We start from the raw sequence: 20128 nt of genomic DNA, 5'->3' as shown, positions 1-20128 counted from the left end.
GAACTCGCGTGATCAGAGCCGGATCTCATGAGTTCCGGCTCTGATCACGCGAGATCCGCCTCTGCTCACGCGAGTGCGGAGTTCGATCTCGGTGGATCAGGACTGCGCGGCGGTGACGGTGTGCCGCAGCAGTAGCGAGGTCGTGACGGGGCCGACGCCACCGGGGACCGGCGTGATCGAACCCGCGATCTCCTCGACCGCGGCCTGGTCGACATCGCCGACGAGCCCGCCTTCGGGAGTCGGGTTCGTGCCGACGTCGATCACCACGGCACCGGGTTTGACGTGGTCCGCGCCGATGAAGTGCGCGCGGCCGACGGCCACGACCAGGACGTCCGCGGCCTTGGTGACCGCCGCGAGATCCTTGGTGCGGGAGTGGCAGATGGTCACCGTCGCGTGCTCGCCGAGCAGCAGCAGTGCGGCGGGCTTGCCGACGATGGTCGAGCGGCCCACGACGGCGACCTGGGCGCCGGACAGGGCGACCTGCTCGCGCTTCAGGATCTCCAGGACCGCGGCGGCGGTGGCGGGAGCGTAGGTCGGGAGGCCGGCGGTGAGGCGGCCGAGGCTGACCGGGTTGGCGCCGTCGACGTCCTTGCGCGGGTCGATATGCGCGCCGACGTCGTCGAGCGTCACGCCTTCGGGCAGCGGGGTCTGGCAGATGATGCCGTGGACCGACGGGTCCGCGGACAGCTTGTCGAGCTCGCGGGTGACGTCCGCGCCGGTCGGCTTTTCGAGCTGGACCACGCGGCAGTCGACGCCGACCTTCTTGGCGGCACGCTCGATCGAGCGCACGTACCAGGCGGTGGCGTCGTCGTCGGTCGGCACGAGCACGGCCAGCGTCGGGGCGGTGCCCGATTCGCGAAGCTTGGCGGCGGTCTCGGTGACCTCGGCGGTGATGGCGGCGGCGATCGCGCGCCCGTCGATCAGGGTCATCGGGCGAGCCTTTCGCGAACCTGGGCGATCAGGGCGTCGGCGCGCCCGGCCGCGGGGGTGTACTCGGTGAGGCGGGCCTCGGTCTCCTTGCGGAGCTGCTCGTCCGACATGGACGCGAGGTTGACCTCGACGTTGACCACGCCTGATTCGAGCGCGGACTTCGCGGACGAGGCCGCGACCGCGATGTCGGAGATGACGTTGGTGTTGGCGCCTTCGAGGATCGAGGCGGCGACGTCGATGACCTCGGCGGCGAGGGCGGCCGTGCGCAGCGGCACCTCGGCGGCGCCGACCAGCGCGGCCTGGATCGCGGCGGTGCGGGCCTGCTTCTCCTCGTCGGTGGCCTTGGGGAGTTTGTACGCGGCGACCACGGCGTCGAACGCGGTGGCATCGTCGGCGGCGAGGCCGAGAGCGCGTGCACGGAGGTCTTCGGCCTTGGTGAGCGCCTCGGTCATGGTTGCCTCGTGCTCGGCGTACTTCGGCTTGCCGATGGTCAGGTTGCACACCATGGAGACCAGGGCGGCACCGACGGCGGCGTTCATCGCGGCACCCGCGCCACCACCGGGCGTCGAGGCCTTCGATGCCAGCTCGTCGAGCCACTGACCGACCGGTTGAGCCTCCACGCGATGTTCCCTTCCCGCTGGTTTTGCCGTCGCGCCGAAGCCTACCTGGGCGTTCCCGGACAGCCCGAAGGCCACCTTCGCGACGATCTACGTCGGTGAAGGTGGCCTTCGGTGAAGGTGTTCAGGAACGCAGGTACTCCTCCCAAGTGAGCTTCGGCGACACGGCGGGGCCGTCGTCGGCACCGCGACCGGCGAGGCCGTTGTAGCCGAGGTAGTAGTCACCTGCCTGGTGCTGCGCGCCGGACGACAGGTCCGGATCGGACAGCGCGATGGCGTGGATGTGGTAGGCGAAGCCCTGGGCCGGGGTCCGGACCCAAGCCGCGAAGCCGACCTGGCGCAGCTTCCGCGCGACGTCAGTCCGCGTGGTCGAGGACATGCCCTCGACGCCGATGTCGAGCGCGCCGCCACCGTCGTGCGTCCCGGCCGAAGCACCGACGCCACCGGGGTTGTACGAGCCCTGCGTGATGGTGAGCTGCCTGCCGAGCAGACCCTCGGCCTTCACCAGCATCGCCTTGGTCCGGGTGTTCATCGTCTTGCCGTGGTAGGTCAGGCGGCTACCCGCCGAGACCACCGCGGTGACGGTGTAACGGTTCTCGCCCAGCTTCTCGAGCGACGTCTTTCCCGGCAGGCCGGAGGCGTCGATCCCGGTGTAGCCCAGCGACTTCTGGTAGCTGGAGTACGCCGTGATCGTCGACGTGCCGAAGTGGCCGTCGACGTATTGCTGGTCGAGCAGTCCCTTGGCGGCCAGTGCCTGCTCCACCAGCAGCACGCTGTCCTTGGCGCCGGGGGTCAGCGCGCTGTCCGCGCGGCGCGGGTCGATCTGCGCGGCCTTGAGCACCGCTTCCATGCTGGCGGTCGGCAACGCGGTCACTTCGGCGCCGGCCGGTGCGGCCACGCCGAAGGAGAGCGCGGTCGCTGTCGCGAGCACGGCTACCTTGGTCAACAATTCCTGCCTCCTGAAACGGATCCGGTTGGTCCGGGCAGCATGGGCAGCGGGAGTACAAGGTCCGTACAAACGGATCTTCTTCAGGTTTGGTCGCGGCCGGTGACGAACAAGGTCACCGCCTCGGACAAAGTCCGGCAAGCGGCGTCGTCGGGGTGTTTGGCGGCTTCTCGCTCAAGCGGGCGCAGCCGGTCTCTCGTGCGGACCGATTTGACCGTTTCGGCGCTTTCGATCGCTTGGATGCCGACGGACAGCGCCTGGTCGCCGTCTCCGCCGAGAACGTGTCCCGTGGCCAGCATGGCCAGGCACAGGGAACGGCTGCGCGCCATTTCGGGACCGTATCCGCGTACGGCGTCGGTGAGCGCGGCGATCGCCTGTCCGACATGGCGGCCACCCCTGCGCAAAGCCAGGTCGGTGTGCACCGAGCCCGCCATCGCGGAAACGTCGACCTCGGTGAAGAACCTCGCCCAGTCGGGTGACTCGGCGTCACCCTTCTCGGCGAATTCCTCGCCTGCTTGGCCCATCAGCCCGACGGCGAGGTTCGCGTCGCCTTTCTTGGCGTAGGCCCAGCCTTGGTTCGCGCTCAGGATGCTCGCGGCCAGCTTCGAGCCGGCCCGCTTCGCGGCGAGCCTGCCCAGTTCGAATTGTGCGAGGGCTTCGTCCATCACTCCGTAATGCAGATCGATCCGGCCTCGCCGGTAATGGATGTTCGCGATCAATTCGGCGTTTTCGCCATCGGCGGCGAGCTTCAGCGCGACATCGAGATGATGCTGCGCGGCGCCGACGTGACCGCTGTCGAAACACGTCCATCCGGCGAGGTTGTGCAGGTCCGCGACCGCGGAGAAAAGCCTGGCCCGCAACGGTTCGGAGATCGACATCGCGAGCATCCGATGGCCGCGCCGGATCCGGACCACGACCGCGTCGCGGCACATCCCGCCCCCGCATTGGTAGTCGACGGCACGAAGCGCTTTCGTCTGTGTTTCCAGCGCCTCGACATCATGGTCCCGCACCCGGTCAGGAATGAGGTGGCGGCGAGAGGCGGCTTCAGGATCTGTCATGGTCATTAACCCCTGACGTAACCCCAGCGCGATTTCGTGGCTCAAAGCGTAGCCCGGACGACGCGCCGCCGCGACTGTCTCACCGCGAAACTCAAAGTGCGCTCAGGTAAGAAGACAGGTAGTTGTACGGGTGTCGCCCAGGCGGAACGAGAGCAACCTGGTAGGACTTCCAGTGGATGCCGAAAGGTCGAGACCCACATGGTGCTAAGTGCTACACCGCCCTCGCGAGCCCGTCTCCGGTTGGTCTCCTCGGAGGATGCGCGTACGACACCCCGGGCGGGCGGTCGTCTGGATCGGTACGGCGAGCTCGCCGACCGTCGGCTGGCCGCGATCCTCGCCGCCGAGGACGTGGCGGAGGAGCACGGGTTGAGCGCACACGCGCGTACGACCTGTTACGTGCACCGCTGCTGGTTGCACCAGTGCATCTCCGATCCGTTGCACGTACTGGTCGTCACCGGGCATCGCTGGTGCCGGCGCTGCGACCGCACGGTCGACGTCGAGATCGACGAGACCTTTCCGGGATCGGTCGAACTCTCTTGCGACGGCTGTGGTGTCCCACCGGACACGGTCGCGAACCGCGAGGTGCTCTTCGCTTGCCGGACCAGCCTCGTGGCCATGCACGGAGGCGACGTGTCGACGCTCTATGTGGTGCCGGACTAACTGAATCCGGATTGGGCTGACCGAGCGAACGGGCCACTGGCTTCGTTGACCGCCGGTCGCGGGCGTCCGTACGGTTCTGGGGTGGGCACCGCGGCCGCAGCAGACCGGCCGGGCAGCCTCCCCGCCGGGACCACGAGTTTCGTAGGTCGGAAAAGGGACGTCGCCGAGGTCAAAAGACTGCTGTCCAAGGCGAGGCTGGTGACCTTGACCGGGGTCGGCGGCGTCGGCAAGACGACGCTGGCCTTGCATACCGCCGCCGAACTGCGCCGGGCCTTCCCCGACGGTGTCTGGTTCGTCGAACTCGCGGATCTGTCCGACCCGGATCTGCTGGCTCACACGGTGCTGGAGGCGCTCGGCGTCCGCGACGACACGGGCCGTGACCAGGCGGACGTGCTCGCGGATCACCTGCGGGGGCGCCGGATCCTGGTGATCCTGGACAACTGCGAACACCTGATAGAGGTCTGTGCGGCGTCGGCGGATCGGCTGCTGAGGGTGTCGCCGGGGCTCCGCTTCCTCATCACCAGCAGGGAACGGCTCGGGATCCCGGGAGAGCATCTCTGGCAGGTCGCGCCGCTACCGCTGCCCGCGCCCCGGATCCCGCTGCGATCGGGGGCCTGGCGTGACTATCCGGCTATGGCGTTGTTCGCCGAACGGGCGGCCGCGGTCGAGCCGGGATTCGTCGTCACCGACGAGAACCAGGCTTTGATCGCGAACGTGTGCCGGATGCTCGCGGGGATACCGTTGGCGATCGAACTGGCCGCGGTCCGGGTCCGGGCGCTGTCGCTCGACGAGCTCGCGACCCGGCTGGCTGACAACTTCCACTTGCTCGCCAAGGGGGAACGCGGCGGACTGCCCAGGCACCAGACGCTGCTGGCGGCAGTGGAGTGGAGCCACGACCTGTGCGGTGCCGCCGAGCGGGTCCTCTGGGCGCGCGCATCGGTCTTCGGAGGCGGGTTCAGCCTGTCCGCGGCCGAATTCGTCTGCGCCGGGGAGGGGCTGTCCGCTCGGTCGGTGCTCGGGCACCTGGCCGGGCTGGTGGACAAGTCGGTCCTGCTCTTCGAACGCGACGGCGACCGGACGAGATACCGGCTGCTGGAGCCGCTTCGCCAGTTCGGCAGGGCGAAGCTGCACGGCATGGGTGACGAGGACGCGGTCCTGCGCCGCCATCGGGACTACTACCTCGCGCAGGCCGAGCGGAGCGAGCGGGACTGGTTCGGGCCGAAGCAGGCGGAGATCTGCGCGAGGACCAAACTGGAGCACGCGAACCTGCGCGCAGCGCTCGACTATTGCCTCGCCACGCCGTCCGAAGGCAGGACCGGGTTGAAGCTCGCGGGCACGCTGTGGTTCTACTGGGCGGGCTGCGGCGTGCTGGGGGAGGGGAGACACTGGCTCGATCACGCGCTCGAAGCCGTCCGCGAAGGCGGCAAAGACCGCTTGAAAGCCTTGTGGGTCAACGGATACGTGTCAACGCTGCAGGGTGACGTCGTGCGTGCGGTGACTCTGTTGGGGGAGTGCCGCACCGAAGCGGGCAGGGTCGGGGACGAGGCGGCGCTCGCCTACGCGATCCACCGCCTGGGTTGCAACGCGCTGGTCGGCGACGACGTCGGCTACGCGAAGGACCTGTTCCAGGACGCCCGGATCCGCTATCGACGGCTGGGCGAGCTGAACGGCAACGTGATGCTGGCCGGAATCGAGATGGCGATCGCGTCGATATTCCTCGGCGAGTTGGACGAGGCCGCGGAGCTGTGCGAAGAGGCGCGCGCGATCGGCGCCGCGCATGGCGAGGAATGGGCCTATGCCTATGCGATCTACGTGCTGGCGCTCGTGGCGCTGAACCGGGGCGAATTCGAGCCGGCGATCGGTTACGCGCGCAACTGCCTGAGGATCAAGCGCACCTTCAACGACCTGCTCGGCATGGTGTTGTCGATCGAGGTGCTCGCGTGGATCGAGTCGTCGCTGCGGCATTGGGCGCGTGCGGCGACCCTGCTCGGCTGCGCCGGGCGGATCTGGCAATCGGTCGGCTACCCGATGTTCGGCTCGAAGTATTTCGGTGCCCCGCACGGTGACTGTGAGGCGCGGACCCGTGAGGCGCTCGGTGACAGCCGGTACGCGGTCCTGTCGCGGTACGGGAGCGAGTTCACCTTGGAAGAGGCCGTCGCCTTCGCGCTCGACGAAGCCGAGGGCACGGAGAGCGGTCCCGTCGCCGAGGTCGAGACCGTACTCACCGACCGAGAGCACGAGGTAGCGCTCTTGATCACCGACGGCCTGTCCAATCGGGAGATCGCCGATCGGCTGGTGATCTCCCGCCGCACCGCCGAGGGCCACGTCCAGCGCATCCTGCGGAAGCTGGACTTCGATTCCCGTGCGCAGATCGCGGCCTGGGTGACCCGAACGGCGGTACGAGGCGAGCGGAACGGCGGTACTCGGAGGGGCTGTCCGGAGTAGTCAGTGGTTTGGACCACCAGTGTTACCGAAGCGTGATCTGGACATATCGCACGGACGGCTACTTTGTTGTGGCGCGCAACGAATTGCTTCGCCCGTGGATTTCCAACGCCGGAGGTGTCACGACGTGAACCGGATCTTTGTGCAGCCCGAACGGCGGAAAGGGTTCCGGGGCGCGCTCGCCCTCGGCCTTTCCGCGCTCCTGATCGCGGCAGGGCTCGGCGGTGCCACCGCCGCGGCCGCCGACTACAGCCAGAGTGCCGCGTCCTTGAACGCGACCCAGGCGCAGTTCTCCTTCACTCCGGCGAGCCCCGCGCGCTACGTCGACATCCACTACACCGGTGTTCCGGGAGTGGGACAGCAGAACGTCCGCATGACCGACAACGGGGGCACGTGGCGGCACACCGTCGGCTCGCTTTCGGCGGGCACGGTGCTCGACTATTGGTTCACCTACGAGAAGAACGGGCCGCAGTACGACACCCCGCACTTCACGTACACCCATGGCGGCAGCGGCACGACCGTCGCGTCGCCGGCCTTCGATCCGCCGGGTGGCAGTTACCCGAGCGCGCGTTCGGTGACGCTGTCGAGCGCGACCTCCGGCGCGACTATCCGGTACACAGTGGACGGTTCCACGCCGACGGCGTCGTCCACTTTGTACACCGGGCCGATCACGGTCTCCACGTCCGCGACGATCTCCGCGATCGCGCTCAAATCCGGCTCGGCGAACTCCCCGGTGGCGTCGGCGAGCTACACGATCGGATCGACACAGGCGACCTGCCCGGCGCAGGCCGAGGTCCCGGACTTCGGCCCGAACGTGCGGATCTTCGACCCGGGGATGTCCGCGGCGTCGATCCAGTCCCGGCTCGACGCGGACTTCAACGCGCAGAAGGACACCTTGACCGCGCAGTTCACCGAGCGGCGGTACGCGCACCTGTTCAAGCCCGGTGTGTACAACGGCATCCACGACAACGTCGGCTACTACACCTCGGTCGCGGGGCTCGGGCAGAACCCGGGCGACGTGGTGATCAACGGTGACGTGACCGTCGACGCGTTCAACGAGTCGGACAAGGGTGTGGCGCTGCAGAACTTCTGGCGCTCGGCGGAGAACCTCGCCGTCGTCCCGAGCAGCGGTTCGACCCGCTGGGCCGTCGCGCAGGCCGCGCCGTTCCGCCGGATGGACATCCGTGGCGGGCTCCAGCTCTACCCGGCCAGCTACGGGTTCGCGAGCGGTGGCTACACCGCAGACACCAAGGTCTCCGGACAGGCCGCGTCGATCTCGCAGCAGCAGTGGTACACCCGGGACAGCAGCTACGGCAGCTGGGACGGCGGCGTCTGGAACATGGTCTTCTCCGGGACGAGCGGCGCTCCCGCGAACACCTTCCCGAACCCGCCGGAGACGACGCTCGGCACCACGCCGGTGTCTCGTGACGTCCCGTATCTCTACCTCGACGGCTCCGGCAAGTACCGCGTGTTCCTGCCCGCCTTGCGCACCAACGCTTCCGGGCCGAGCTGGGCCAACGGCGGCACCCAGGGCTCCTCGCTGCCGATGAGCCAGTTCTACGTCGTGAAGGCGGGGGACACGGCGTCGTCGATCAACACCGCGCTTTCCCAGGGCTGCAACCTGTTCTTCACGCCGGGCGTCTATCACCTGAACCAGACGCTCAATGTGACGAAGGCGAACACCGTCGTCCTCGGCGTCGGCTACCCGACGCTGGTCCCGGACAACGGCGTCGACGCCATGAAGGTCGCGGACGTCGACGGCGTCCGGCTCAAGGGGCTGCTGTTCGACGCCGGCACGACCAACTCGCAGTCGCTGCTCACGGTCGGACAGACGGGCTCGGCGACGAACCACGCGGCGAACCCGACGACCTTGCAGGACGTGTTCTTCCGGATCGGCGGCCAGATCGCGGGGAAGGCGACGAACAGCCTGATCGTCAACAGCCGTGACACGATCATCGACCACATCTGGGCCTGGCGGGCCGACCACGGCAACGCGGGCACCTACGGCTGGACGATCAACACCGGCGACACCGGCGTGGTCGTCAACGGCGACAACGTGCTGGCGACCGGCCTGTTCGTCGAGCACTACCAGAAGTACCAGGTGATCTGGAACGGCCAGAACGGCAGGACGATCTTCTTCCAGAACGAGATCCCGTACGACGTCCCGGACCAGGCGGGCTGGAAGAGTCCCAACGGGCTCAACGGGTACGCCGCCTACAAGGTGGGGGACAACGTGACCACGCACGAGGCGTGGGGCCTGGGCAGCTACTGCTTCTTCAACGACAACCCGTCGGTGAACCTGTATCACGCGTTCGAGGTGCCGAACCGCTCCGGCGTCCGGTTCCACAATCTGGTGACGGTCTCGTTGAACTACAAGGGGACCATCACCCACGTGATCAACGACGCCGGGGCTGTGACGCCGCCGGACACGCGGCCGAGCAACCTGGTGAGCTACCCGTAACTCCGGACTGACGGTCGCTTTCTTCGCGCGTCGGTGCGGCTGGTCGTGAGTGGCGTTTCGGGTTCTAACCCGAAACGCCACTCACGACCGCCGGGTCGGGCACCTGAAGTACATGAAGGCCCCCTTCCTTGCGCTAGACGCAAGGAAGGGGGCCTTCATGTACTCGGGGAAGGTAGTGAAGGCCTCCTTCACTACCTTCAGAGTAGGCAAGGAGGCCTTCACGGACCCGACCCGCGATCAGCCACAGCCACAGCCACAGTCCAGTAGGTACTCAAGGCACCCGTCGCTCTGGCCGTCCTCACCACTCACGAGGCATTGGCACCGCACTCATGTGATCGAAGACGGGACTCGCGTGATCAGCGGCGGAACACCCGAGTGCGGCCTCCAGTCACGCGAGTCACGTCCCTGATCACGCGAGTCACGCCTTAGGCTTCTGTATAACGCCCTATACCGCGCGGCAGTGACCGCCCACGGTTAGGCTCAGAACCATGATCAGCAGCGATGCCCCCGCCGTCGTCGAAGAACTGCGCACCCTCTTCCGCTCCGGTGTCACGAAACCGGTGGAGTGGCGGCGAACGCAGCTCACGGGCCTGCGGACCCTTCTGTCCGAGCAGGCCGAGGTCTTCCTCAAGGCGCTCTACGCCGATCTGCGCAAGAACACCGCCGAGGCGAAGCGCGCGGAGATCGCGCTCGTACGGAACGAGATCGACCACACGCTGGAGAATCTCGACTCCTGGCTGAGCCCGGAGCCCGCCGGCCTGCCGTATCCGCTGCGACCGGCCGACGGCCGCGTCGTTCGCGAGCCGCTAGGGGTCGCGCTGATCATCGGGCCGTGGAATTACCCGCTGCAACTGGTGCTCGCGCCGCTGGTCGGCGCGTTGGCGGCGGGCAACTGCGCGGTCGTCAAGCCGAGTGAGCTGTCGCCGAACACCTCGGCCGCGATCGCGGAGCATCTGCCGAACTACGTCGAGGGCGTCCGTGTCGTCGAAGGTGCGATCCCCGAGACGACGGCGTTGCTGGAGCAGAAGTTCGACACCATCTTCTACACCGGCAACGGGACGGTCGGCAGGATCGTCATGGCCGCGGCGGCGAAGCATCTCACGCCGGTCACGCTGGAGCTGGGCGGTAAGAGCCCGGCGATCGTCGAGCCGGGGGCGGACCTCGCCGTGACCGCCCAGCGGCTGGCCTACGGCAAGTTCGCCAACGCGGGCCAGACCTGCGTCGCGCCCGACTACGTCCTCGCGATCGGCGACACCGGCCCGAAGCTGGCGGAACACCTGGCCGAGGCCGTCCGAGCGATGTTCGGCGACGACCCGGCCACCAGCGAAACCTACGGCCGCATCATCTCGACCCGGCACCACGACCGGCTCGCCGCCTTGCTGGACAACGGAACCGTGGTCGTCGGCGGTCAGGCCGACCGCGACGAGAAGTACATCGCGCCGACCGTGCTCACGGATGTCTCGCCGGACGCCCCGGTGATGCGGGACGAGATCTTCGGCCCGATCCTGCCGATCATCGACGTGCCCGACGTCGACGGGGCGCTGGCGTTCGTCAACGAGCGCGACAAGCCGCTGGCGCTGTACGCCTTCACCGAATCGGAGGAGACCAAGCGCAGGATCGAGACGGAGACCTCGTCGGGCGGGCTGGTGTTCGGCGCGGCGATCATCCATCTCGCGGCGCCGGAGCTGCCGTTCGGAGGGGTGGGGGAGAGCGGGATGGGCCGCTATCACGGGCGCTACTCGATCGAGAATTTCAGCCACGTGAAGGCGGTGCTGGACAAGCCGCTCGCGGGATGAGTCAGCGGCCTTCGCGGCTGCCCTCGTAGGCGCGCTCGCGCAACCCGGTGAGCCAGCGGGGCCGCAGCTCCCAGCCGGGGGGAGCGTTCAACATCGGATCGAAGGCGGGGCGCGAGGCGTCTTGGTCCACCTCGTGGAGGGTCAGCGTCGCGCAGGGTTTCCGATGCCCGTTCGCGCGGACGGTTTCGACGAGGTAGGTCACCGGTCCTTCGTTCACCAGTCGGCTCAAGGCGTCCAGCGACGCTTCGGTGTGCCGCGGCGTTTCCGCGCGGGCCGACAGCCAGACCAGTTCGCCGTTCACGCGATAGGGCAGCAACGAGCTGAAGCGGCCGGTGGTCCAGGATCGCGCCGGCCGCGGCACCACCCGGACAGCCGAAGTGGTCAGGGTGAGATCCCACGGATCGCGGTCGGCGGCGGGGACACGGACCGCGAGCCCCAGCGCGTCGGGGATTCGACCCGGGAGCCCGGCCCCTTTGGACATTCGAACGGTGACGGTCACCGGTTCCGGCGGCAACGCGAGGTCGTCGCGCCTCAAAGCGTGAAGTTCGCCTTTGAGCAGTAGGCCGTTCGGGTGGAACGCTCGCGCGCCGCGAAGTGCGGAGAGGGCGTGGAAGCCGGCCCGGAAAAGCCTGCCGATCGGCCCTGCCTGCAGTGCTTCGTGCTCGGCCACGATTTCCGCCTCCTTGCGATGTGAGTACTGGGCGGTGGCTACCCCGGCGGCATCGGATTACACGGGAATTCCCACGAATTCGAAAACACCGATTCCCCGGTGTGACCGGCTCCGGCACGGGTACTCGATGCTCCAGAAGTTCATTCCACCTGGATCGGAGGAAATCATGACTGCATCGCCGGCCACCGTTCGGCGGGCTCCGCGCCAGCTCATCGCCCTCGGCGTGGGCGCGGTCTTCCTGCTCGTCGGCATTCTCGGCTTCATTCCCGGCATCACGACGAACTACGAGCAGCTGAGCGGGGCCGGGCACGAGTCCGGCGCTTTGCTGCTGGGCGTGTTCCAGGTTTCGATCCTGCACAACATCGTCCACTTGGCGTTCGGTGTCGCGGGCATCCTGCTGGCCCGGACGGCGAGCGGCGCGAAGGCGTTCCTCGTCGGCGGCGGAGTGATCTATCTCGTGCTCTGGCTGTACGGCCTGCTGATCGACCACGGGTCGGCGGCGAATTTCGTGCCGGTCAACAGCGCCGACAACTGGCTGCACCTCGGGCTGGCCGTCGGGATGATCGCACTCGGGCTCATTCCGCTTTCCGGCTCGAAGGCGCCGATCGCCGACTCTCGCTGATCCGTTCTTCCCCCCAGTATTCGGAGGTAATCAGTGTTCCGTCACACCAAATCGCTCCAGTTCGAGGCCAAGCCGGAAAAGCCGGACGCCTTGTACGCCCGAAAGCTGCAGGAACTCATCGGCGGCGCCTACGGCGAAATGACCGTCACCATGCAGTACCTCTTCCAAGGCTGGAATTGCCGGATCGAGGGCAAGTACAAGGATTTGATCATGGATACGGCGACCGAGGAGATCGGGCACGTCGAGATGCTCGCGACGATGGTCGCCCGGCTGCTGGAAGGGGCACCCGCCACCATGGTGGCCGAGGCGGCGAAGGATCCGGCCACCGCGGCGATCCTGGGCGGGATGGACCCCCAGCAGGCGATCATCTCCGGTGGCGGGGCCACGCCGAGCGACAGCCAGGGCTACCCCTGGAACGGCCGCTACGTCGTCGCGTCGGGCAATCTGCTGGCCGATTTCCGGGCGAACGCCGCGGCCGAGGCGCAGGGCCGGTTGCAGACGGCCCGGCTGTACAACATGACCGACGACCCGGGTGTGAAGGCCATGCTGCAGTTCAATCTCGCCCGCGACACGGTGCACCAGAAGCAGTGGCTCGCCGCGATCGAGGAACTCAAGGCCGACGGCCTGGAAGGCGACATCGCGCCGACGGCGTTGTTCGACGAGGAGAACCAGGACCACAACAACACCGTGTGGCATCTGTCCGACGGGCCGGACGGCGCGAAGGGCGGCTGGAGCTTCGGCGAAGACGGGATCGAGTACCTGATGGACCCGGAGCCGCTCGGCGGTCCGGGCACCGCTCCGAAGCCGGATCCCGCGCTGTTCGGCACCTATGCGCCGCTGCAGGACGCCGTCGGGACGGTCAAGGGCAAGGCCAAGGACGCGAAGAAGAAGAAGGCCACCAAGTCGCGCAAGAGCTAGCCCGGTTCGCGATGGGGCTCACGGTCCGTGGAGTGCTGGAGATGTTGCGAAAGCCACTTTCGCAACCTTCAACGTTGCGAAAGTGGCTTTCGCAACCTCCGCGGCGACGGCCGAGTCCTATTGAGTGTCGTCCGTCCAGACACGAATGGCGTCCCACCGGTCACGCGAAACCGCTCGACCGTAGGCACCCAAGACACCCACTCACGAGGCGCGCCCCCTGTAGTACGTGAAGGCCCCCTTCCTCGGCTCAGCCGAGAGAAGGGGGCCTTCACGCGAATCCGCTGTGGCTGCTGGGGCTGATGGTGTTGCAGAGCCGCGGGTGGCGATCGTGTAGTCCGTGAAGGCCTCCTTGCCTACCTTCAGGGTAGGGAAGGAGGCCTTCACGGACCTGCGGCCGACGGCCACCCGCATTCAGTAGGTACCTAAGGCAGCCTTGGTTCTAACCGTCCTCACCACTCACGAGGCCTGCGTGGAGCCGGAGGCGGCGGGACCGTCTTCGCCAGGACGATGTCCGCCAGCCGGATCGTCGCGAGTCCGCGTTTGGTCTCCACCGTGCATTCCGTGTCGTCACGGGAGCGCAGGTAGCCGAGGGCGTCGGTGAACCCGCCTTCGATCCGGTACCGCACGACGACCCTCGTGCCGACCGGGACGTCCGGGAGGGTCACCGGTTCAGGTGCGCGGTGAGCTCGTCGTCGCTCGGCTCGACCAGGTGGGTGCCGTCCGGCCAGACGATGGTCGGAATCCGCCGCTCACCGTTCTGCAGCGCGCGCACCGTCTCCTCCGCGCCGGAGTCCGCTTCGACGTCGATGTAGTCGTACTCGACGCCCTTCGAATCCAGCAGGGCCCGGCTGCGTTTGACGTCGGGGCACCAGCCGGCGCCGTACACGGTGAGGTCGCTCATGGCTCACAGCATGCCAGGTCGCGGTCCGGCGGCGTGTTCGGCGAGGGCCGCACGGTCGGCGAGCCCGGTCTTGGCGAGCAGGCTCGCGACATGCTTCTCGACCGTCCGGGGCGAGATGTGCAGGCGGGCGCCGATGTCCTTGTTCCCCATCCGCTCGGCGAGCAGCACGAGCACCTCGTATTCGCGCACGGTGACCCCGGCCGCGCGCAGGTCGCCGGGCACCCGGTCGACGCCGGAGCGCCGTTGCCGGACGGGGGCGCCGAGCTTGCGGAGCAGCGTCCGGCAGGCGGCCGCCACTGCCTGGATGTCCCTGCCGTGGAAGTACTCTTCGGCCTCCTTGAGCCAGCCTGCCGGATCGCCCCAGCCGTCGGCCGCGGCCGGCTCGGCGATCAGCCGGAGCCCGAGATGGCGGGCCAGGGGATAGGGCGCCGACGTCTCCAGGGCGGAGGCCACCGCTCGTTCGGCTTCGGCCGCGTCGCCCCGCCTGCCGTGCTCGACGGCGCGCGCGAATTCGACGAACTGCCGGTTCCACCGCATCCCGCTCACCGCGGATCCGTCCTCCGGGCAGGGCGCGCCGCCGAGAGTGTCGACGAGCGTCCGGAGCCCGTGCCGGCCGGCGAGGTGGAACCGGCTCGGCCGCCGGTCCTCCAGCTCGATGACCTGGCCGAGTTCGCGGCGGGCCCGGTCGAAGTCCTCTTCGAGCAGCGAGCAGAAGACACGCGCCAGCCCGATGCTGAGCACCATCTCTTGCGCGTTCTCGCCGCCGCTCTCGCGGAAGTCGTCGAGTGCCTGCTCCATCGCGGGCCGGTCCGCCCGGTGCCCGGCCGACATCGCCCTGGTCATATGCGCGTACTGCAGCAACGCGGTCAGCCGGAGCCTGCCCAGCACGGCGAGGTTCTCCGCGAGCAACGTGTGCGCGGTGCCGAAATCGCAGCGCAGGATCGCGTGCATGGTGCGCACGGAATCGACCGCGCAGTGCAGCGTGATCGACCCGGTCCGCTGGGCGTCGGCGCGAGCGAGCAGCAAGGTCTGCTCGTCGCCGTTCATCAGCACGCGATGCCCGCCGAGCCGGACCAGCGCCTGGGTGCGGAGATGGTGCAGATGGTTGTCCTCGGCGGTCCGCCGCGCGAGTTGCATGTAGTGCTCGGATTCGCTGAGGTCCCGTGACAGCGCGAGCATCCCGAGCACTTGCAACGCCTGGCAGACGACGAACGGCTGCTCGGTCGCCTCGGCGACCTTCCACGCCTGACGCGCGAGCCGCTCGGCCGTGCCGGTCTTGCCGGGGACGTCGAGCCAGAGGTTCGCTTCGACGGCGTCGAGTGCCGCCTGCTGAGCGGGGGTGATCGCCGAGCCGAGGGGAGCACGGGCGCGTTCGATCTGGCCGAGGCATTCGTCGTGCCGCCCCGCGATGTAGGCGGCCCACGCCAGCTGGGTGCGCAGTTTCGCGGCCCGTTCGAGCGTGCCGATCTCGCCGAACGCCGCGGAAAGCTCGACGGCCCGGTCGAACTGACCGGTCTGCCCGAGCGCGTGCACCAGCGTCTCCAGCACCTCGGCCCGATCACCCGCGTCGGCCCCGGCGAGCAGGTCGAGGGCCTTGGTGAGCATCGTGACCGCGGAGTCCGCGGCACCCGCGTCGAGAGCGCGACGGCCGGTCTCCGCGAACAGCCGGCCCGCCGCCCGCTCGTCCAGGGCGGTCAGCCGGAGAGACGCGACGAGCGCGCACAGGTCGCCCGGCAGTCCCGGGTACAGCTCCTCGACCGCGTCGGCGGTTTGCCGGGCGAGTTCCGCCTTCCGCGCCGGTGACTGGCGCGCCAGCAGCGCTTCCGCGGTCAGCGGATGTCGGAAGGCGTACCAGCCGGGCGTCATCTCGTCGGTGGTCACCAGGTTCGCGGAGACCGCGGCGCCCAGGTGGTTGTGCAGCGTCCGGTCGTTGGTCCCGGTGACCGCCTGCACCACCGTCAGCGGGAAGCGGCGGCCGATGATCGCCGCGACCGAAAGCAGTTCGCCGGCCTGCTCGCCGAGTTGCTCCATCCGGGCACCGATACTGGTGACCAGCGCGGCGGGGACGCGGGCACGGAGTTCGCCGATGACGCGCCAGCCGTCGCGGCCTTCGACCAGCAGACCGTCGTTCACCATGCCGTGGAGCAGTTCCTCGACGATGAACGGAAGGCCGGCGCTGTTGCGCCACAACAGTTCTGTCGCGGTCGATGGCAACTGCCCGGGTTCGGTCTCAAGGCAGGCGGCGGCGAGCGCGTGGGTGTCGGCGAGGCCGAACCTGCCGAGTTCGACGACGGCGCAGCTCATCCGCTGCGCTCCGGAGGTCGCCAGGCGCAGCGCGTCGGAGGGCTCGTTGCGGAGCGTGCCGACGAACAGGGTCTGCGCCGCGGGCAGGTTGTCGACGAGGTATTCGAGGATGAACAGCGTCTCGGCGTCGGCGTCCTGGAGATCGTCGAGGACCAGGAGCGCGCCGCGGTCGCGGCTGGTGACGGCCAGCAGCCGGAACACCGCTTCGGCGAGCACCAGCAGGGAGCCGGACTCTCGTGGCCGGTCTCCTCGGCTCCAGTCGGGGATGAGCTGGGCGAGCACGGGGACGAACGGGTCGAGTTCGGTCGCCTCCGGCGGGCCCCCGCCGCGGAAATGCGACAGCAGTGCCTGGGTGAGCGGACGGAACGGGACGAGCGGGCCGATCGAACTGGCCCTGCCCTGTAACACCGGAATGTCGGCGGCGACCGCTCGCGAGGCGGCTTCGACGGCGAGCCGGGATTTGCCGATGCCGCCTTCGCCCACGAGAAAGATCGCGCCGCCGCGACCCGCGATGGCGCGATCGAGAGCTCCGGAGAGCTCGGCCAGTTCGGCGTCGCGGCCGATCACCCGCGACGAACGGATACCCACCGCCGTGACTATAGCGAGCGGATTCCGCTGTCACGGCCAAAAGTTGATCACGAAGGCGGGCGGCGCGAGCCCGCCTCCGTGAGCCTCTCTTAAATCCAGCCGCCGGTAAAGACGCTGACGACGGACGGCGAACCGGTGTCCGTGGACAGGGTGGCGAGCGGGTTGGCGCTCAGCCGCGGCTTGCTGCCCGCCAGCGCGTGGTTGCGCGAGCCGACCTCGAGGGCGCGCGGCAGGTTCACGGCGCCGAGGACGTCTTCGGTGGCGGGCAGATCTCTTTCGTACATGTGGTTCTTCTCCTCATACTCGGTTTACCGGCGGAAAAACGGTGGCCGCGGGATGCGGCCGGTCGGGGCGGAGCAGGAGCGCGGAAGGGACCCGGTCGCCGAATCCCAGCCGCAGCAGGCCGTAGCCGATCCCTGCCAGGCCACTCAGCAGCCCTGGCGAGGGGACCGCGCCGGGTGTCCCGCAGCGGGCACCGCGCTGGTCGATGGCGGCGAGCAGATGACCGGTCCGGCGGCGTACCGCGGCCGCGGCGCCAGTGTGCCCGTTCTCCGCCAGAACGCACAACACGTCCAGCACTCCGGACTCGCCGTGGCACAGGCTGAGATCCTTGAGCGGTGCCCCGTCGGTCAGCCGCCTGATCGTCCGGTCCAGGTCCCTGGCGTGCTCGGGATCGGGCAGGTGCGCGGCCATTCCGAGGGCGTCACCCGCGAGTCCGTCGCACCAGCCGCCGGTGCTTTCCGCCCGATCGTCCGCCTTTCCGGGTGGTTCTTCGCCGGGACGGTCGTGTGCCCGGAGGACCCAGTCGATCCCGGCCGAACCGCGGGCGAAGGCCTTCTCCGATGGACGTTCGCGTTCGAGCAGTTGTGCGGCGTAGCGGTCGGCTCGCGCCAGCGCCGTCTCCAGTCCTGTTTGGACATACACCGAACGCATCGAGGCGACACCACCCGCGAGCCCGGTCGTGAACCCGGATGGCGTTTCGGAGGTGGCCTCGGGCATCAGCTCGACGGCTTGCTCGATGAGGTCACCCGCGGGAAGGCCGACCAGGGTGCTGAGCCGGGCGATCGTGTACGCGACACCGCCGAGTCCGAGAAGCCCGCCGCAGCCGGCGGTGGCGGCCAGCTCGCGATCGGCTCGGAGGGTGGCGAAGAGGCCGGGAAGCGGGCTGATCGCGTACGCGGCCAGATCGCGGTACCGCGCGATCCCGGTCAGCTCGGCGAGCTGGGCGAGGAACAACGCGACACCGCAGTAGCCCTCGCCGAGGCCCGCGCCCATCGGGAGAACGGTCCAGTAACGGTCGTCGACGAGTTCGATCCCGAGCCAGTTGGAGCGATGCTCGTCGGAGAAGGCGTTGGCGACGATCTGGTCGGCGATCCCGCACGCGGTGACCAGCAGCCGTTCCGCGTCCGGCGCCTGATTCGGCACCGCCGTTTCCGCGGTCTCGCCGCCGCCGTGGTGGCCGTCGGCCGCCGTGCTGATGGCGAGGGTGGCCGAGATCAGCCATTCCTGGTCCCGCTGGTCGAGCGGATCCATTTCGGCGACCTTCGCCAGCACGGTGTCCAGCGACGGCTGTTCGACGACCCCTTCGACGCTGTCGCCACACGAATCCAGCAGCGACGTCGAACCGGGGTTCGAGGTGAACATCGGCACGTCGCCCGCCCACAGATCGTCCCGCTCGTGCGGCACGAGCCGGAGCAGTTTCTCCTCCCGCACCGAGTCTTCTTCGAGCAGGTCGAACGCGTGGTCGCGGTCGGCGGCGTCGCGAAGCAGGTCGGGATGGGTGGTCTCGTCCAGCAGGCGGGAGTAGAAGTTCGTCGGCCGGATGAGCACCCGGATGGGATCCTCGGCGCAGCGCCGGAGAAGCTCGGCGAGTTCGTCCCGTCCGGTGGAGATCGCGTCGTAGCCGAGCCGGAATCCGGCCAGCAGCGCCGCGCTGTGTTCGGCGGGGGCGACGTCGCGGCCGTCGAGGCGGGGCAGGTTGTTGCTCCCGGCGAGTTCGCCGGGCACCCGGACCAGCCGCATCCGGTCGGTTCCCGCGTCGGCCCAATCGACCCGGTCGGTGGGCAGTTTGCCACCGCGGCCGGCGAGGCCGGAGATGTCGACGGCACCGTGCTCGCCGGCGAAGAGCTGGGGGAGCAGCAGCGTGCGCTGCACCGAACGCGCCAGCATCGCCGCCGCGGGGTCGCCCTCCGGCGGGACGGGCGGCGACGGCTGGAACAGGGTCTCGATGTCGATCAGTACCGGCTGGTCGCCGCAGGCGATGATGTTCTCGTAGTGGACGTCGGTGGCGTCCAGCGCGTGCAGGAGCGCCAGGAGGATGCCCTGCCTGCGGTAGAAGCGGTCGACGTCGCCGAGGTCGGCGCACGGCTGATGTTCGACGAACCGGAGCCAGCCGTATCCGTCACGCGTCAGCGCGTCGGCGGTGCGCAGTTCGAGCCCGGGCAGCCGTTTGTTGAGCTGTTCGACGACGTCGGTGAACCGCTCGTGCAGGATCAGCGAGCGCGGTTTGTAGATCACCTTGGCGCCGCTGGAGAAGCGGAGCAGCTTGACCGACCGGCCGCGGGCGTGCGAGTCACCGAACCCGCCCGCGACCTCGACGAGCGTGCCGAGTTCGCCGTCGATGACCGAGCAGGGCAGCAAGGCCGCGTCGGCCGAGAACCGGGCGAGCATTTCGGCGTGGGCCTCGGCGGCGTACAGGCAGGCCTGGGCCAGGAGCCGGGCCAGCACCGGGTACTCGCCGAACAACCGGACCAGCCCGGCCGGAGTGGATTGCCGGCGCACGAAATCGGAGAAGCGCTCTTCGGGCGTCTCGCCCTGGAGGGCTCCGGCTTTGCGGGCGCGGTGGAGTTCGAGGACCAGCGTACGGACCGAGAGGTTGAGCAGATGCTGGTCGAGTTGCGCCGCGAAACCCCGACGAAGCGCGTCGACGTCGGCGCCGGGGAGATCGTCCGGGACCGCGTCACGCGAGGCGGCGTCGACGAGAGACCTGAAGACCCCGGCGAACCGCACACGCCAGTCACCGACTGGGGGGCGCTCCGGCAGAAGCGTGGTGACAGCGTGTTCGGCGAAGTCGGCCCAGAGGGGCTTGTCCGCTGTCCGTTCGCGCGGGGTCCGGCCGTGCTCCCACCACCTCGGCGGCAGGGACGTCGCCGATGGTGGGGGCGTCACGGCGGTAATGCTTTCAGTCCGGCGCGGTACGCACATGGGGGCGGCAC

16 protein-coding genes are annotated in these 20128 nt (G+C 68.8%); 6 read left to right on the top strand and 10 right to left on the bottom strand.

The annotated features are described in order from the left end of the window. Nucleotides 1-96: 96 nt before the first annotated feature. From ACSMFO_RS04015 to ACSMFO_RS04000, 4 genes are all read right to left on the bottom strand, one after another. On the bottom strand, nucleotides 97-930 hold the full coding sequence (locus tag ACSMFO_RS04015; protein ID WP_072027049.1) for a bifunctional 5,10-methylenetetrahydrofolate dehydrogenase/5,10-methenyltetrahydrofolate cyclohydrolase: 834 nt from the start codon (nucleotides 928-930) through the stop codon (nucleotides 97-99). After that, nucleotides 927-1550, bottom strand: a complete 624-nt coding sequence (locus tag ACSMFO_RS04010) for a cyclodeaminase/cyclohydrolase family protein (RefSeq protein WP_436456961.1) — start codon at nucleotides 1548-1550, stop codon at nucleotides 927-929. The genes ACSMFO_RS04015 and ACSMFO_RS04010 overlap by 4 nt, the downstream gene beginning before the upstream one ends. Before the next feature lie 121 nt (nucleotides 1551-1671). Then, nucleotides 1672-2496, bottom strand: coding sequence for a hypothetical protein (locus ACSMFO_RS04005; RefSeq protein ID WP_038513178.1), 825 nt, complete (start codon nucleotides 2494-2496; stop codon nucleotides 1672-1674). A gap of 80 nt (nucleotides 2497-2576) precedes the next feature. After that, nucleotides 2577-3596 (bottom strand): transcriptional regulator, encoded by a 1020-nt coding sequence (locus ACSMFO_RS04000; protein WP_436456960.1) that lies wholly within the window; start codon nucleotides 3594-3596, stop codon nucleotides 2577-2579. Nucleotides 3597-3791: 195 nt separating this feature from the next. On the opposite strand from ACSMFO_RS04000, the gene ACSMFO_RS03995 reads away from it, so the two are divergent. The 4 genes from ACSMFO_RS03995 to ACSMFO_RS03980 all read left to right on the top strand — a co-directional run bounded on the left by ACSMFO_RS03995 (nucleotide 3792) and on the right by ACSMFO_RS03980 (nucleotide 10910). Next, entirely contained in the window at nucleotides 3792-4211 is a 420-nt protein-coding gene (locus ACSMFO_RS03995; protein WP_436456959.1) for a hypothetical protein, read from the top strand. A gap of 81 nt (nucleotides 4212-4292) precedes the next feature. Continuing rightward, on the top strand, nucleotides 4293-6656 hold the full coding sequence (locus ACSMFO_RS03990) for an ATP-binding protein (RefSeq protein ID WP_436456958.1): 2364 nt from the start codon (nucleotides 4293-4295) through the stop codon (nucleotides 6654-6656). A 124-nt stretch (nucleotides 6657-6780) separates the two neighbouring features. Then, nucleotides 6781-9114, top strand: coding sequence for a chitobiase/beta-hexosaminidase C-terminal domain-containing protein (locus ACSMFO_RS03985; RefSeq protein ID WP_436456957.1), 2334 nt, complete (start codon nucleotides 6781-6783; stop codon nucleotides 9112-9114). A gap of 488 nt (nucleotides 9115-9602) precedes the next feature. Then, nucleotides 9603-10910: an aldehyde dehydrogenase family protein gene (locus ACSMFO_RS03980; protein ID WP_436456956.1), complete on the top strand. Its 1308-nt coding sequence runs from the start codon at nucleotides 9603-9605 to the stop codon at nucleotides 10908-10910. Between the two features lies 1 nt (nucleotide 10911). Here the strand turns inward: ACSMFO_RS03980 and ACSMFO_RS03975 are convergent, their stop codons facing one another. Next, nucleotides 10912-11580, bottom strand: coding sequence for a hypothetical protein (locus ACSMFO_RS03975; protein WP_436456955.1), 669 nt, complete (start codon nucleotides 11578-11580; stop codon nucleotides 10912-10914). Nucleotides 11581-11746: 166 nt separating this feature from the next. Between ACSMFO_RS03975 and ACSMFO_RS03970 the strand changes: the two genes are divergently transcribed. After that, nucleotides 11747-12202 carry a DUF4383 domain-containing protein gene (locus tag ACSMFO_RS03970; protein WP_037338321.1) on the top strand — a complete coding sequence of 152 codons (456 nt, stop codon included), beginning with the start codon at nucleotides 11747-11749 and terminating at the stop codon, nucleotides 12200-12202. A gap of 33 nt (nucleotides 12203-12235) precedes the next feature. Next, entirely contained in the window at nucleotides 12236-13120 is an 885-nt protein-coding gene (locus ACSMFO_RS03965; RefSeq protein ID WP_436456954.1) for a manganese catalase family protein, read from the top strand. A 449-nt stretch (nucleotides 13121-13569) separates the two neighbouring features. On the opposite strand, the gene ACSMFO_RS03960 is transcribed toward ACSMFO_RS03965, so the two are convergent. From ACSMFO_RS03960 to ACSMFO_RS03940, 5 genes are all read right to left on the bottom strand, one after another. Further along, nucleotides 13570-13785, bottom strand: coding sequence for a putative acetyltransferase (locus ACSMFO_RS03960; protein ID WP_360130293.1), 216 nt, complete (start codon nucleotides 13783-13785; stop codon nucleotides 13570-13572). Further along, nucleotides 13782-14021 (bottom strand): glutaredoxin family protein, encoded by a 240-nt coding sequence (locus tag ACSMFO_RS03955; RefSeq protein ID WP_073843331.1) that lies wholly within the window; start codon nucleotides 14019-14021, stop codon nucleotides 13782-13784. Before ACSMFO_RS03955 ends, ACSMFO_RS03960 begins: the two co-directional genes overlap by 4 nt. Nucleotides 14022-14024: 3 nt before the next feature. Then, nucleotides 14025-16913, bottom strand: a complete 2889-nt coding sequence (locus tag ACSMFO_RS03950; RefSeq protein WP_436456953.1) for a helix-turn-helix transcriptional regulator — start codon at nucleotides 16911-16913, stop codon at nucleotides 14025-14027. A gap of 89 nt (nucleotides 16914-17002) precedes the next feature. Continuing rightward, on the bottom strand, nucleotides 17003-17197 hold the full coding sequence (locus tag ACSMFO_RS03945) for a hypothetical protein (RefSeq protein WP_016334466.1): 195 nt from the start codon (nucleotides 17195-17197) through the stop codon (nucleotides 17003-17005). Between the two features lie 13 nt (nucleotides 17198-17210). Next, entirely contained in the window at nucleotides 17211-20081 is a 2871-nt protein-coding gene (locus tag ACSMFO_RS03940) for a type 2 lanthipeptide synthetase LanM family protein (RefSeq protein ID WP_436456952.1), read from the bottom strand. Nucleotides 20082-20128 lie beyond the last annotated feature (47 nt).

This window comes from Amycolatopsis sp. w19 (assembly GCF_051373225.1).
Classification (GTDB): Bacteria; Actinomycetota; Actinomycetes; order Mycobacteriales; family Pseudonocardiaceae; genus Amycolatopsis; species Amycolatopsis japonica.
Note: the sequence above shows the minus strand (reverse complement) of the source record. Positions and strands in the feature narration are given on the sequence as shown.

Bases quoted from the DNA above. Each gene is read 5' to 3' on its own strand.
- ACSMFO_RS04015 (WP_072027049.1), bottom strand. From the start codon at position 930: ATGACCCTGATCGACGGGCGCGCGATCGCCGCCGCCATCACCGCCGAG.
- ACSMFO_RS03980 (WP_436456956.1), top strand. From the start codon at position 9,603: ATGATCAGCAGCGATGCCCCCGCCGTCGTCGAAGAACTGCGCACCCTC.
- ACSMFO_RS03970 (WP_037338321.1), top strand. From the start codon at position 11,747: ATGACTGCATCGCCGGCCACCGTTCGGCGGGCTCCGCGCCAGCTCATC.
- ACSMFO_RS03955 (WP_073843331.1), bottom strand. From the start codon at position 14,021: ATGAGCGACCTCACCGTGTACGGCGCCGGCTGGTGCCCCGACGTCAAA.
- ACSMFO_RS03945 (WP_016334466.1), bottom strand. From the start codon at position 17,197: ATGTACGAAAGAGATCTGCCCGCCACCGAAGACGTCCTCGGCGCCGTG.